The organism is Halobacteriovorax sp. DA5, from assembly GCF_002903145.1.
Taxonomy (GTDB): domain Bacteria; phylum Bdellovibrionota; class Bacteriovoracia; order Bacteriovoracales; family Bacteriovoracaceae; genus Halobacteriovorax_A.
The window spans coordinates 318,893-332,985 of record NZ_PPDJ01000003.1 but is presented as its reverse complement, the minus strand read 5'-3'; the positions used below and the strand labels follow the sequence as shown (position 1 = coordinate 332,985).

16 protein-coding genes are annotated in these 14,093 nt (G+C 37.2%); 10 read left to right on the top strand and 6 right to left on the bottom strand.

Features of this window, described 5'->3' with window-relative positions; translation table 11 throughout:
• Nucleotides 1-66 precede the first annotated feature (66 nt).
• A complete protein-coding gene (locus C0Z22_RS08280) occupies nucleotides 67-399 on the top strand; it encodes a hypothetical protein (RefSeq protein ID WP_103217889.1) in 333 nt (110 codons plus the stop codon).
• On the opposite strand, the gene C0Z22_RS08275 is transcribed toward C0Z22_RS08280, so the two are convergent.
• Nucleotides 396-1,295 carry a type I phosphomannose isomerase catalytic subunit gene (locus C0Z22_RS08275; RefSeq protein WP_103217888.1) on the bottom strand — a complete coding sequence of 300 codons (900 nt, stop codon included), beginning with the start codon at nucleotides 1,293-1,295 and terminating at the stop codon, nucleotides 396-398. The two genes, C0Z22_RS08280 and C0Z22_RS08275, sit on opposite strands and share 4 nt — an antisense overlap.
• A 99-nt stretch (nucleotides 1,296-1,394) precedes the next feature.
• On the opposite strand from C0Z22_RS08275, the gene C0Z22_RS08270 reads away from it, so the two are divergent.
• On the top strand, nucleotides 1,395-2,081 hold the full coding sequence (locus tag C0Z22_RS08270) for an LON peptidase substrate-binding domain-containing protein (RefSeq protein ID WP_103217887.1): 687 nt from the start codon (nucleotides 1,395-1,397) through the stop codon (nucleotides 2,079-2,081).
• Here C0Z22_RS08270 and C0Z22_RS08265 read toward each other — a convergent pair.
• Complete coding sequence (locus tag C0Z22_RS08265; protein WP_103217886.1) at nucleotides 2,078-2,719, bottom strand: diacylglycerol/polyprenol kinase family protein; 642 nt, start codon at nucleotides 2,717-2,719, stop codon at nucleotides 2,078-2,080. The two genes, C0Z22_RS08270 and C0Z22_RS08265, sit on opposite strands and share 4 nt — an antisense overlap.
• A gap of 104 nt (nucleotides 2,720-2,823) precedes the next feature.
• Between C0Z22_RS08265 and C0Z22_RS08260 the strand changes: the two genes are divergently transcribed.
• From C0Z22_RS08260 to C0Z22_RS08235, 6 genes are read left to right on the top strand one after another with little or no spacing between them, the layout of a single operon-like run.
• Nucleotides 2,824-3,789 carry a P-loop NTPase gene (locus C0Z22_RS08260; RefSeq protein ID WP_158246858.1) on the top strand — a complete coding sequence of 322 codons (966 nt, stop codon included), beginning with the start codon at nucleotides 2,824-2,826 and terminating at the stop codon, nucleotides 3,787-3,789.
• A gap of 18 nt (nucleotides 3,790-3,807) precedes the next feature.
• On the top strand, nucleotides 3,808-4,449 hold the full coding sequence (locus C0Z22_RS08255) for a helix-turn-helix transcriptional regulator (RefSeq protein WP_103217884.1): 642 nt from the start codon (nucleotides 3,808-3,810) through the stop codon (nucleotides 4,447-4,449).
• A gap of 6 nt (nucleotides 4,450-4,455) precedes the next feature.
• Nucleotides 4,456-5,427 carry an RluA family pseudouridine synthase gene (locus tag C0Z22_RS08250; RefSeq protein ID WP_103217883.1) on the top strand — a complete coding sequence of 324 codons (972 nt, stop codon included), beginning with the start codon at nucleotides 4,456-4,458 and terminating at the stop codon, nucleotides 5,425-5,427.
• A gap of 2 nt (nucleotides 5,428-5,429) precedes the next feature.
• The gene (locus C0Z22_RS08245) at nucleotides 5,430-6,014 is read left to right on the top strand and encodes a polyphenol oxidase family protein (RefSeq protein WP_103217882.1); all 585 of its coding nucleotides are present in this window, start codon (nucleotides 5,430-5,432) and stop codon (nucleotides 6,012-6,014) included.
• Between the two features lie 3 nt (nucleotides 6,015-6,017).
• Nucleotides 6,018-7,169, top strand: a complete 1,152-nt coding sequence (locus tag C0Z22_RS08240) for a thioredoxin domain-containing protein (protein WP_103217881.1) — start codon at nucleotides 6,018-6,020, stop codon at nucleotides 7,167-7,169.
• Complete coding sequence (locus C0Z22_RS08235) at nucleotides 7,169-7,978, top strand: TatD family hydrolase (protein ID WP_103217880.1); 810 nt, start codon at nucleotides 7,169-7,171, stop codon at nucleotides 7,976-7,978. Before C0Z22_RS08240 ends, C0Z22_RS08235 begins: the two co-directional genes overlap by 1 nt.
• Here the strand turns inward: C0Z22_RS08235 and cysK are convergent.
• The 4 genes from cysK to C0Z22_RS08215 form a co-directional block, all read right to left on the bottom strand.
• A complete protein-coding gene (cysK, locus tag C0Z22_RS08230; RefSeq protein ID WP_103217879.1) occupies nucleotides 7,970-8,893 on the bottom strand; it encodes a cysteine synthase A in 924 nt (307 codons plus the stop codon). The two genes, C0Z22_RS08235 and cysK, sit on opposite strands and share 9 nt — an antisense overlap.
• Nucleotides 8,883-9,734: a serine O-acetyltransferase EpsC gene (gene epsC, locus C0Z22_RS08225; RefSeq protein WP_103217878.1), complete on the bottom strand. Its 852-nt coding sequence runs from the start codon at nucleotides 9,732-9,734 to the stop codon at nucleotides 8,883-8,885. The genes cysK and epsC overlap by 11 nt, the downstream gene beginning before the upstream one ends.
• A gap of 98 nt (nucleotides 9,735-9,832) precedes the next feature.
• Nucleotides 9,833-10,759, bottom strand: coding sequence for a trypsin-like serine protease (locus C0Z22_RS08220; RefSeq protein WP_103217877.1), 927 nt, complete (start codon nucleotides 10,757-10,759; stop codon nucleotides 9,833-9,835).
• A gap of 41 nt (nucleotides 10,760-10,800) precedes the next feature.
• Nucleotides 10,801-11,694, bottom strand: coding sequence for a hypothetical protein (locus C0Z22_RS08215; protein WP_146037841.1), 894 nt, complete (start codon nucleotides 11,692-11,694; stop codon nucleotides 10,801-10,803).
• Nucleotides 11,695-11,844: 150 nt separating this feature from the next.
• On the opposite strand from C0Z22_RS08215, the gene gap reads away from it, so the two are divergent.
• Together gap and pgk are read left to right on the top strand one after the other, a co-directional pair.
• The gene (gap, locus tag C0Z22_RS08210; protein WP_103217875.1) at nucleotides 11,845-12,864 is read left to right on the top strand and encodes a type I glyceraldehyde-3-phosphate dehydrogenase; all 1,020 of its coding nucleotides are present in this window, start codon (nucleotides 11,845-11,847) and stop codon (nucleotides 12,862-12,864) included.
• 21 nt (nucleotides 12,865-12,885) lie between these two features.
• Nucleotides 12,886-14,082, top strand: a complete 1,197-nt coding sequence (pgk, locus tag C0Z22_RS08205) for a phosphoglycerate kinase (RefSeq protein ID WP_103217874.1) — start codon at nucleotides 12,886-12,888, stop codon at nucleotides 14,080-14,082.
• Nucleotides 14,083-14,093: the final 11 nt, after the last annotated feature.

The window sequence follows — 14,093 nt, the reverse complement described above, 5'->3', positions numbered from 1 at the left end:
GATATCACAAATAATTACTTGGCATCATTCCTGCTCTTAATAGATTGTCTAAATCTTGGAGGGAATATGAAACTACTTAGCCTAATTACACTTTCACTAGTCTTTACGGCCTCTGCTCACGCGGCAGTCAACTTTAAGTGTTCAACTATGCGCAAGAATATTGAATTCAATCTAAAGGGAAATCAGATTCAAGTAGAAGGTCGTACTCCTGCACAGGCCCTAATCGGACGCACTCACAAAGTTGGAAATTCTGTAACAAAGCACTACCAACTTGCTGGCCAGAAATATCAAATTCATTTTGATGATGTAACGAACTCAAATGAGATGAATACTTATATTTCTATTCGTACAAAGAATGGGCACGAAGTAACTTACCCACTGAGCTGTAATAATATCTAAACTTGTTTTACAACTAAAACCTTAGAGTCCGTTGTTGCCTTCAAGATAGCGGACTCAATATCCTTAACTACCGCAGACCCATACTCTTTAATTTCAGTATCATCAATTTCACAAGTACCTTCTAAAACGACAATTGAACTTATACCATTTAACGACAGAACACTCTCATCTCCTGCTCCTAGAACTTTCACTCTAGCATTAAAATAGTTATTGCTTGTTAGTAGTCCACTCTTATCAAGATTCTTATATTGAAAATATTCCGCGACATTAGCGTTTGGATTAAAATTAATAACATCCATGGCCTTCTTCACATGAAGTTCTCGAGGCTTACCATCAAGACCCATACGGTTCCAATCCCAAACACGATAGGTAACGCCCGAGTTCTGTTGAACTTCGACAAGAGTTACTCCTTCACCAATGGCATGGATTGATCCAGCAGGAATATTAAAGAAATCACCTTTTTGAACATTTATGAAATTGAGGAGATCATTTACATTTTCTCCACTTTCGATGGCCTCTTGTAGTCTTTCTTTTGTGACACCTTCTTTAAGACCGAGATAAATCCCTGCATCTTCTTCGGCGTCTAATATATACCAACATTCATCTTTTCCAAGCGCATCTTCATGAATATGAGCGTACTCATTATCAGGGTGAACTTGTATCGATAAATTTTGGCTTGTATCGATAAATTTAATTAAATAAGTTAATACTTTTCCTTCAAGAACTTCTTCAAGGCTTTGGCCATTCTCACAAAGAGATAGGCCATTTTCTAAAGTTGAAACTTCCCATGTTTCGCCCAATGGACCTTCAAATATCCCCTCAGGGTCTTTATATTTTTTTAACTTTTCACCACCCCAAACAGTGGTAACTAAATGTGGAATTTGCTTTAGAATCATTAGTATATGCTATCGTACTTTACAGCATGAGCAAAGAAGATTTACCAATATTAATAAGGTTTAATAAGCTTCAAGAGCCTATAAAAGCTATGATAAAGCATGACTTTAAACTTTCCAGAACGAATTGAAATTCCTGTTATCACTCTTCCCAATATAGTATTTTTCCCGGGAACATCTCTTCCTTTATATGTCGTTGATGACATTTTTCAAGATATTTTTGAAGAAGCTACTTGTGCAGGAAATCCCGTTGGTATTTCATTGGCAATGGAAAAAGATTTCGAAACATACTTTGCTTATCCATGTGAAGTTTTTGGAATGGGACAGCCTCTTATGATTGAGAGAGTCGATGGGAACACTTTGAAAGTACTCGTTCGCTGTATTGGCAAATGCCAAGTCAATTACCCTACTCAATCAAATCCATATCCAATGTATAATGTGACTATTTTAAAGGATGATGAATGTGTGATGAGTAATATTGATGAATTTTATCGTCTTGAAAGCATCCTTTATAACTGGTTAGAAACAAATATTCCCAACGATCAGGATCGCGACTATTTTATCGAAACACTTAACAAGCCAGATCAAATTATTAACTACGTGGCAACCTTTATCATCAAGAGTCGTCAAATTAGACAGCTTCTCTTAGAACAAAATAATATCAATGATAAAATCAAGATTTTAAATTCTTTGATTACTGATGAGCACATCTATCACGAGGACCCAATCGTGGCCCAAGCTTTTGAAGAGTTTGTTAGTGAAAAGCTACAGCTTAAGCAGGCCAATTAAACAAGGGCCACTAATATATTGATTAAGGCCATCGCGCATGCGCTAAAGAATGAAAGTGTAAAATTATCATCAATCTTAGTTGATAACAATTCAACAAAAGCTGTCGCAATTGCAGTAAAAAAAGCAAAGATTACAATTTTCAGACTCAGTGGAAAATACAATAGGCCATAGAATGCAACAATCAAAAATGTTGTCAGGAAACACGCATAAGACCCTTCAAAAGTACGATCCTGCATAACCTTTCTCTTCCCATAACGAATTCCAACAAATGAAGATGCCGGATCAGCTAATGAAAGAATCAGAGTTGCTAAAAGTGCAATTTGTTCATCAAAGAGAAAGAATGAAAGCCCGATCCCCAAAAGAAAAAGAGGAGTTCCTGTAAATCCATTAACCTCAGTATCTCTTAAGATTCCTCGGCAAGAGTTAACGAATACCTGATTAATTCCATCAAATTTCAATCGAAGAATTTCAATTAGAGTAAACACGGCACTTGCACTAAGAACAATAATTGAAAACCTATATGAATCTAGATTTGAAATTAGATAAATTGAGGCAATTCCCAATCCTGCAAAAATATGAACTAACTTTCGTAATAAGTGCGGCTCAAACTTACTTGGGAATCTATAAATACTTTCCATTACAACAATATATAATTTTAGAAAAATAAAATAAAGACCTTTTCGAGGCTTTTTAATTTTGGCTATAATGATGGAAAGTTAAGCAAGTAATACAAGGACGTATTTTGAATAATAGTACAAATTCACATTTAGCAGATGCTGGTCAATATCTAGGTGCATCAAATAATGGCAAGAAAATCTGGGCCATTGGTGGCGGAAAAGGTGGCGTAGGTAAAAGTCTTGTTACGTCAAACTTGTCAATTTGCCTTGCCCTTATGGGAATGAAGGTAATTGCCATTGATATGGATCTTGGAGGTGCTAACCTTCACACATGTCTTGGCGTAAATGTTCCATCAAAAACTTTAAGTGATTATTTCACAAAACCAAATACAAAACTTTCTGATCTTATTACTCCTACTCCACTTAAGAATTTAAGTTTAATTAGTGGTGCTCAAGATAATCTAGGAATGGCCAATTTAAAAGCCGCTCATAAATCAAAAGTTTTAAATGATCTTCGTGAACTTGATGCCGACTATATACTTCTGGATCTTGGTGCGGGAACAACTAATAATACTTTGGACTTCTTCCTAGGAGCTGACCAAGGAATCTTAGTAACTCTTCCAGAGCCAACATCAATTGAAAACACTTATCGTTTTATCAAGTCAATATATCATCGCAAGCTGCAATCAGTTGATGACTTCCTAGAGCTTGGACCACTTATTGATAAAGTTCTTAATGGAAAAGTAGGTGAAAACCGCACTCCATCTGAAATTATTGAAAAGGCCATGCAAATAAATGAAGCTCAAGGTCTAAAACTAAAAAGAGAAATTGAAGCAATTACTCCGAAACTAGTTATTAACCAGGCCCGAACTCAAGCTGATATCGATATTGGTTTTGCCATGAGAATTATTTCTAAGAAATACTTTGGCATTAACTTAGATTACGTTGGCTTTCTTGAGTACGATGCAACAGTTTGGCAAAGTGTGAAGAAGAAGAGACCTCTTATTCTTGAGTTTCCTAATTCTGCACTAGTAAAGAATTTTGAGCACGTAATCAACAGAATCTTAAATCTAACGAAGAAAATTGTTTAATATATTAATGAGGAATAAATGAGTAAAGAGAAGAACTATTATGAAGTATTAGAAGTAGCACCTAATGCTTCGGCAGACGATATTCAAAAAGCATATGCGGCCGCAAGAGCAGCCTATAGTGGAGATAGTCTGGCCATTTACTCTCTCCTATCAGAAGAAGAGGCACATAAAGTACTTGAACTTATCGAGGAAGCTTACAATATTTTAAGCAATCCAACGAAAAGAAAGAAATACAATCAAGCTCGTGGAATTGTAATCGAAGATGATACAAATTATATTCCAACGTCAAAGCCTGCTGATGAAAATACAATAAAAGTAACGAATCAAATGAATCGTCTCGTTGCCAAAAAACGCTACGGACTTGAATACGAGCAAAATGCTGAATTTGAAAAAGAAATTGAGCAATGTAGTGAGTATACTGGTGAATTCTTAAAGAAAGTTCGTGAATACAAGAAAGTAGATGTAAGTCGTATGTCTGATATGACAAAAATATCGAAAACTTTCCTACAGTATATTGAAAATGAAGAAGTTGATAAGATGCCTGCTATCGTTTACGTTAGAGGATTTGTTTATCAATATGCGAAAGTACTAAAACTTAATCCAGATTTAGTTGCAAACTCTTATCTACAAAGAGTTAAAGCTTTAAAAGAAGGCAACTAAGCTGTCATGAGTGATCAAAATTCTAAGTTTGTTATTACGATCACCCAAGAAGACCATGATGAGTTTACTAGGCTCGATCAAGTTCTTGCGAGTAAGCTTGAACAGTCTCGTAGTTTTCTTAAGGAGCTTTTTAAAAAAGGCTCCATTACTTCTGATAATAAAATCGAATTAAAAAAAATGCCTCCAGTAGGTACTGAAGTTACTATTGATATACCTCCTCCAAGAGAGGCTACAGCAAAAGCAGAAAATATTCCTTTAAAAATTCTCTTTGAAGATGAGCATCTTGCCATTGTTGTAAAACCAGTTGGCATGGTTACCCACCCTGCCCCAGGTAATTATACCGGAACTCTTGTAAACGCTATTCTTCATCACTGTAAAGACATTCAAGGTGTTGGAGATGAAAAGCGTCCAGGAATTGTTCATCGACTTGATAAAGGAACAAGTGGTGTTATGGTGATTGCAAAAAACCAGAAATGCCATGAAGAACTTGTAAAATTATTTCAGGCCCACGATATTGACCGCTACTATCAATGCATAAGCGTCAGTACTAAAATTCCACCAGAAGGAAGACTTGAATCAACTATAGGACGTCATCCAAATAATCGCTTAAAGATGGCCGTTGATGTACGAGGTGGAAAGAACTCTATTACAAATTTTAAAGTACTAAAATATTACCAAAATCTAAGCCATGTTGAATTAAAGCTTGAAACGGGAAGAACACATCAAATTCGTGTTCACTTAAGCCAGCTACTAAATGCTCCCATTCTAATGGACCCACTTTACGGTGTTCCAAAGAATGACCTTCTAAGAATTGATAATCGACTTAAGGCCATTATCAAAGATTACGAGCATCCATTTTTACATGCAAAAATTCTTGGATTTGTTCATCCAATTACGAAACAGAAGCTCTACTTTGAAGAGCCTCCCCCACCAGTATTTCAAGAGGTTCTAAACTTTCTTGAATCAGACTCGGAGTAGAAATGGCACAGCTACTTTATCAAAAAAAAATTGGTGATTTTCTCTTTGAGACCTACGATGATCGTCCAGACTTTGAATTTGATGAAGTAAAGCAAATCCATTCGGATATTGTAGTTAAAACACCTACCACAAATAGTATTGAGGCCGATGGGATTGTCTCTAAACTTGAACTGAGCCAACCATTGGCCATTAAAACTGCTGACTGTCTACCAATTGCCATTATAGGAAAGTTTGGCGTGGCCAATCTTCATGCTGGATGGCGTGGAGTTGCACAAGAAATCATTCTAAATAAAGAAGTTAAGGCAATAGAGCCTCACATTATTCTCATTGGACCTCATATAAGTGCTGTAAATTATGAGGTTAGCGAAGAATTTAAACAAAATTTTCCTAACTCCCAAGCTTTTGACATGGTAGAAGGCAGATTAACATTCAGCTTAGAGATGGAGGTGAAGAAGCAAATTGCTGAACATTTTCCACAGGCCTATGTCATATCTACCAATATATGCACATTCGCAAATCTCAACTATAATAGCTTTAGAAGAAACCAAACAACCAAGAGAAATTATAATATTTTAAAAAGGAATTAAAATATGACTGATAGTTTTTTAAATCGCCTAAATTTTAACAAGAAAGTTTTATTCTTCATCGCAGGTCTGTCGATGTTTATTCTTTCAATTTATCTAACAAACCACTACTACCAAATTAAGTTTCCGGTAGGATTTGGTTCGGCTTCGGCCTGTAACATCAACTCTTTCTTAACATGTGATGCTGCAACACTTTCACCTCTTTCAAATATTGCAGGCGTTCCTATTTCAATCTTCGGAATTGTTATGGGTGCCATGGTTATGCTTTTTTATATGGTAAATAGTAAGCATGCAGAAGGAAGCTTATTTCTTCTCCTTCTTCTAAACGGTATTGGATGTTTAGTACTATTTATTTACTCAATTGTAATGCTTGGTACACTTTGTCCATTCTGTACTCTTTACTACGTTGCTTCTTGGTTAGCATTAGCTTTGATGTTTCAATATAAGGCAGCTCGTGACTTTGATATTAAATTCTTTGCAACTGCTGCTGTCTGTATGCTTATTAGTGGTTCAATTGGTTATGCGTTTACAAATTCAAAGGTTGAAAATTCAACTGCTAGAAGCGCACAAATTGTTGCAATGTTTAAGAACCTAAATAATTTAGGTACTCCAGAAAAAGCATCACCTTACCGTCTAGCTTCTTCTTCAGAGGACTTTAAAGATGCACCAATCCAGATGTCTGTTTTTTCAGACTTTCAATGTCCGGCCTGTAACGCACTTAACTTAGTTCTTCCAACGATTGAAAAAAAGTATGAAGGGAAAATTAATATCCAATATTTCTTTTACCCACTAGATCACAATTGTAATGCGGGAATGAGTGGACCACTTCATCAACTAGCTTGTGAAGCTGCTTATCTTGCAAGTTGTGTAGGACCTCAAAAGTTTAAATCAGTACATGATGCAATTTTTGAAAACCAAGCAAACCTTACTGCTGAATGGATTAGCGATAAAGGTAAGGAATTTGGAGTTACTGAGTGTATGGCAAAGCCTGAAACAAAGCAGGCAGTCGTGGATATGATCACTCAGGCAAATTCTTTTAATGTACAATCAACACCAACTCAGCTAATTAATGGTGTAAAAATTGAAGGTGTTAGGCCACTAAGTGATTACACAGCGATTATGGATCACCTTCTTAAAGAAAATAAAGCTAAGAACTAATGAGTAAAAAAAAAGAAAGAATTATTCCTAAATATACAGTGGGTCCAATAGAGACCCACTGTCATCTCGACTATCTCAAAGGCCAAGAATTAATTGATACACTTAACAAATGCCAGGAATATGGTGTTAATAAAGTTGTGACAATTGCAGTATCTCCAGACAATCTTAAAAAAGTTAGAGAGCTTACGGCCAATGATATCGTCTATGGTACTCAAGGAATTCATCCTCACGAGGCCAAACACATTACAGAAGAAACTTATCAAGAAATTCAAGACAACTTAGCAAACCCTAAGATTGTAGCAGTTGGAGAAATTGGTCTAGATTACTACTATGAATTTTCAGATCCGAGCATTCAAAAAGAATCTTTTGAAAGGCAACTGCAAATTGCTTGTGATAGTGACCTGCCAGTTGTTATTCACACACGTGAAGCAGATGAAGATACTAAGGCCATTTTAAAAAACTTCTCAACTACACTAAAAAGAAAAGGAGTTATCCACTCTTTTACTTCAGGAATTGAGCTTGCTTCGTTTTGCCTTAGTGAAGGCTTTCATATTGGATTTAATGGAATTGTTACATTTAAGAATGCTACTAACGTTCGTGATGTTTTAGATATTGTTCCAGTCGAGCAAATGCTACTAGAAACGGACTCTCCGTATCTTACTCCTGTTCCATTTAGAGGAAGAGAGAATGCTCCGTTCTATCTTCCATGTGTTGCAGATTTTATTGCAACTCATAAAGGAATTGATCCTCAAGAATTAATCGACGTTGCTAATAGCAACGCCGAAAATCTATTCTTTAAATTAAAATAATCCTTCAGTCGATAAGTAGCGCTCACCAGTATCATAACAGAATGTTAATACTGTTGAGCCTTCTGGCATTTCACTAATTTTCTTTTCAATTGCAGCTAGTGAAGCACCACTTGAAATTCCTAGAAGGATGCCTTCAAGACGGGCAGCACTTCTTGCAAATTCAAAGGCTTCATCTTTACTAATTGTCACAACTTCATCAAGAAGTTCTCGATTTAAAACACTAGGTACAAAACCAGCACCTATTCCCTGTATTGGATGCGGCCCAGGCTCACCTCCAGAGAGAACAGGAGAATCCGCAGGTTCAACCGCCACAACCTTCAGGTTATTAAACTTCTCTTTTAAGACCTCTGATACACCAGTAATATGTCCACCAGTACCTACTCCAGTAATAAGGTAGTCGATACTTCCATCAATATCAGCGAGAATCTCCTTGGCCGTTGTATCTCTGTGTACATCAACATTTGATGGATTATCAAATTGCATTGGCATCCATGAATTTGCTTCTTGCTCACAAATTTCTTGGGCCTTTTCAATCGCTCCCTTCATACCTTTTTCTTTCGGAGTTAAAACTAGCTCTGCACCAAAAAGTGCCATAAGACGCCTTCTCTCTAAACTCATACTCTCTGGCATTGTAATGATTAAGCGGTAACCAAGAACAGCACATGCCATTGCAAGACCAACTCCAGTGTTACCAGAAGTAGGCTCAACAATTACCGTTCCTTCTTTGACAAGGCCCTTCTTTTGCGCGTCTTCAATCATTCTCTTTGCGATTCGATCTTTAATTGAACCACCAGGGTTTGCGCGCTCAAGCTTCGCATAAATAGTTATATTTTTCTTATTTGCCTCAGGAAAGAGACGATTTATTTTTACAAGTGGTGTATTTCCAACAGATTCCAAAATATTATTAAATTTCATATGTAAGCTCCTCTATATTGAATTGTCGATCCTTCACATCTAAGTGAACTTCGCTTTTATGATAAACAATAGACTTCTTCTTCACACTTTGTGTTAGCCAAACGTTACCACCAATCGTTGACCCCTCACCAATAACAGTCGTTCCTCCCAAGATTGTTGCGTGAGCATAGATCACACAATCATCTTCAATAGTGGGATGGCGTTTCGTATTTTGTAAGTCCTTACTCACTGAGAGAGCACCTAATGTTACCCCTTGATAAATCTTTACTCGATTACCAATAACTGCGGTCTCCCCTATAACGACACCAGTTCCATGATCGATAAAGAATGAATCTCCAATTTGTGCACCTGGATGGATATCAATACCTGTTTTATTATGTGCATATTCTGCAATCATTCGAGGAAAGATTGTTAAAGATTTTTCATAGAAAAAATGGGCCAGACGATGAGAGGCAATTGCAAAAAGTCCTGGGTAGCATAGAACAACCTCACAGATATTTTGTGCTGCAGGATCACCTTCTAAGAGCGCAATAGCATCAATTTCTATTTTCTTTGCCAACGTCACTAATTCTTCGCTATACGACGCTATTAACTTTTCTCTGACATGCGCATCAAGTTTCAAATGATTAAAAATTTGATCCGTATTAATGATGTGGCGATTGAAATACAATTCAAAGTCTTCATAATTTAGAAATTGCATTCGCACAGAACCTGGCAAAATTATATTGAGGGCCTCTTCAACGAAATCCTCAATAACCTCAGGTTTGATTTCAGTATCATGACAAACTTTTTTCTTGTGCTCGTAGAGCTTCTTTATATTAGAGAGATTTGATTTTTCCATCGCGTGATTATAACACGCGGCCCGCGAGATATAATTCACAAAAATCTTTATAAATGGTTAACAAAATGAATTGATCTTCTAAGTTACTGAATATTCAGCTAAGGATAGCTTCGAAGGATTTCATCAGAGTACTTATCTGCGCAACTACGAAGATCTTCCTCATTCTTAATTCCGTAACATTCTTGAGCTATTTTTATATTTCGCCCACAGTGGAAGCCACTATGCTCATCAGAGATACCTGTAACCTTCTTAATCCAACAAACAGAGTGGTATGCAAGAGAGTAAAGTGTTGCGTACTTGCCTTCCGCACAAAAGCCAAATGAAGCAGATACAATGGCAGCAATTTTTAGTTCTCCGTTAACATCAACAAAGACAGGTCCACCACTATCAATATAACAAGTATCTGTTTGCTTGTTTCTCATATCAATCTCGTTAAAGAAGACTTCAAAAATTGGAATTATGGCCTTTCTCTTTTGACCGTAAATAATATGAGCATGGGCAGAGTCCATTGGCATAAAGCCGATTTCGCCAGTATAACCAAATCCAACCGCTGTCGTAAGCTTTCCAGGAGCGATCTTTTCTAGAATCTCTTTGGGATCAGTTAAAAGAGAGTAGAATTTCTTCACTCGAAGAGGAGCATCAGTTGTTAAGATAGCAAGATCAACTGTTTTCAAGCTGGCCAAGTCTGCTAGAGGTCCATTTGGATATTTGAATTTCAAGCTCGGATGAAGCTCCACTGCGGCCACACTATACTGAGCATCAAGGTTCTCTTTTGAAGAAGCCGCAGTCATAATTTTTCCTGCTCCAGTATAGATACGAATTGATTTGTAATTTTTATTCTCAAGACAATGAGCGGCAGTAAGGACATGAGTAGGCGTTAATGCCACTCCAGTACAAAATGGACGGCCAAGCCTAACGAGAGCAACGACACTCTGATACTCTCCTTTATTAACAGCTTCCCCCCCAACAATTGCAAAGCAAGAGCTGGCCAAAGCGATACATAATAACAAAAGAGTCTGAATCATGACACTTCATAGCATAATCAGAAGATAAAGACTAGAAAGGATTATGAGTTATTTTGCTGATTCATCTCATAGAAGGCGCGATAAAGGCCCGCAAGTTGTTGCTTTCTCTTGGCCAGATAGTTTTGGTCTAAAACTTGGGTGATTTCTTCAAAAATTTCGCGATGCACATCTGGGGCTTCATCAATTTTCGTATGCCCCTCAGGACGTAGGATATTAATCACATCAGTCGTCTTAAAATCACGAGCGACATTAGGGCCATCATTGAAAATAAAAGATCGATCTAGCATGAAATTAAGATTCTTTTTGACGTTCTTTGGAATGATATCATTATCAAAGCCAACTGAATCGAGTGTCACGAGCAAATCCACACTTCGAAATCCTGCTTCCGCACTATTTAAGCGATTAGCGAGGTTAACAACAGCGTCCCCTCCTAAAGAATGACCTACGAGAATAATTGGCTGATCCTTTGGCCTTCTTAAAACTTCTTCCAAAACCTTATCTTCATCACTCCAACTTACAAATTCGCCATCACTAAATGACTTGGCGATATCCTCAAGTCCTCCTTTAGAACTTAGAGTTGAAAGATGAAGTCCCTCTAAAAAGAAAATTGCAGGCTTATTTATTGGAAGTAGCTCCTTAATTGGACTAACTTCTTTTACTTCACTAGCTTCTTCAGGTGCATTAACAGCAGACTTTGCAACTGTTGTCACAGCATCTACAGCCAACTTCTTTCCGGCCTGAGCAATTGCAAGAGCATCTGTTGAGATTGATGCCTTGGCAGCGGCTTCGGCAACCTTGGCAGTTTTCTCCACAACTTTCGTTGCGTTTTTGACAAGCTTTTCAGGGACAGGGGCCTCGCTTTTAACACCACTTTCATAATCCGCTTTGGATTTGTAGTGAATAATATTTGATGGCATTTTTGAACTTGTTTGCATTAGTAAAATTATAGCCTGTTCAGCTATTTTTTGGGCAGTGAGCAAAAACGTCGCATCCTCCTAGAAATATGTGCTTTCGGTAGGCAATCTCTCTCGATTGTGGCATATTACAGTGGTATTTTTTTTAATAATTAAGCACAGGAGTCAGGTATGTCTGGAAAGATCCGCGTTGGTATTAATGGTATGGGCCGTATTGGTCGTACAGTTCTTAGAGAAATTTTTAACCGCAACATTGAAAACTTAGAAGTCGTTGCTGTTAACTCACCAGGTGATATCCACGACTACGTTCACCTTATCAAATACGATTCAGTATTTGGTCGTTTCAATGGTGAAGTAAGTGTAGATGAATCACACAAAATGCACATTAACGGAAAAGAGATTTCTTTTCACAAGTATAGAGACCCAAGTGAAATTCCTTGGACACAAGATAAAGTTGATATCGTAATCGATGCAACAGGTGTTTTCAAAGATCAAAAATCACTAATGAAGCACGTAACAGGAACTGTTAAAAAAGTTATTCTATGTTGTCCAGGTAAAGACGTTGATAACACAATTGTAATGGGAATCAACGAAAACACTTATGATGCTCAAAAACACACAGTTGTTTCAAATGCATCTTGTACAACTAACTGTCTTTCACCAGTTGCAAAAGTACTAAACGATAAGTTTGGTGTAATCAACGGTCACATGACTACTGTTCACTCTTACACTGGTGACCAGTGTCTTCTAGATGCTTCACACTCAGACCTTCGTCGTGCTCGTGCAGCAGCAGTATCAATGGTTCCAACAACAACAGGTGCAGCAAAAGCTGTTGGTCTAGTTATTCCTGAACTTAAAGGAAAGCTAGATGGTTTCGCAATTCGCGTTCCAACTCCAAACGTTTCTCTTGTTGACCTAACTGTAAATGTTGAAACAGAAGTTACTGAAGAAGAAGTAAACGCAGCTCTAAAAGAAGCAAGTGAAACAACTCTAAAAGGTATTCTTGGTTTTGAAAAACAACCACTAGTATCTGTTGATTACATGGGTATGAGAGAGTCTTCATGTGTAGACGCTGATCTAACAAAAGTAATTGATGGAAAGAGTGTAAAAGTTGTTACTTGGTATGATAACGAAGCAGGTTTCTCTAACCGTGTTATCGACCTTGCAGGTTTCATCGGTAGCCAACTTTAATAAAAAAAATTAGGAAAAACTATGGCATTACAATTTATTGACAGCATTGATGATTCAAAAATCAAAGACAAGAAAGTTCTTGTTCGTTTTGATTTCAATGTTCCTCTAGATAAAGAAACTAAAGAGATTACTGATACAACAAGAATTGATAATGCTCTTGAAACAATCAAGCTAATCCTAGACAAAGGAGCATCTAAGTTAATTATGATGTCTCACCTTGGACGTCCTAAAGGACAAGTAAACTCAGACTTCTCTCTTGAGCCTGTTGCAACTTACCTTGCAGATAAACTGGGTGAAGAAGTAACGTTAACTGAGTCATGTCTTGATCGCGGAATTAAAACTCTTCTAACTTTAAACTCAAATAAGATCATTCTTCTTGAAAACCTTCGTTTCCACAAAGAAGAAACTGAAAACGATCGTGAGTTTGCACGTAAACTTTCTGAGTATGCTGACATTTATGTTAACGATGCATTTGGAGCTGCTCATAGAAAACACGCTTCAACTTATGAAATTAATGCTTTCTTCAAAAACAAGGCCTATGCAGGACTTCTTATGAAGAAAGAAATCGAAGCTCTTTCAAAAATTACGCAAAGACCTGAGACACCATTTGTTGCAGTCGTTGGTGGTGCAAAAGTTAGTGACAAGATTAAAATCATTGAAAGACTTCTTTCAAGTGTTTCTAATCTTATTATTGGTGGAGCTATGGCCTACCCTTTCCTAAAAGCAAAAGGAAATGAGGTTGGAACTTCACTTTGCAGTGACGAAGATGTAAGCCTTGCTAAAAAGATTTTTTCTCAAAGTACGGCACATAAAATCATTCTTCCGATTGACCATATCGTTTCAAGTGAGTTTGGTGGAAAGCCGGAAGCAGTTGATAAAGTTGGTATCCCTGATGGAAAGATGGGTTTAGATATCGGTGAGCAAACAATTGCAAAGTACAGCTCTATTCTTCGTGAAGCAAAGACAATCCTTTGGAATGGACCAATGGGTATTTTTGAGAATGAAGAATATGCAAAAGGTACTTTTGCTATTGCTGAAGTTTTAAGCGAGTCAAATGCCTACACTCTTGTTGGTGGAGGTGATTCAGTAAGTGCAGTTAATAAGTCTGGTCTTGCGAATAAAATGAGTCATGTATCGACTGGCGGTGGCGCTTCTCTTGAGTTTATCGAGAAAGGTAGCCTTCCAGGTATTAGTGCTCTAAAATTTGGTGTTGAATAAATAAGTAATAA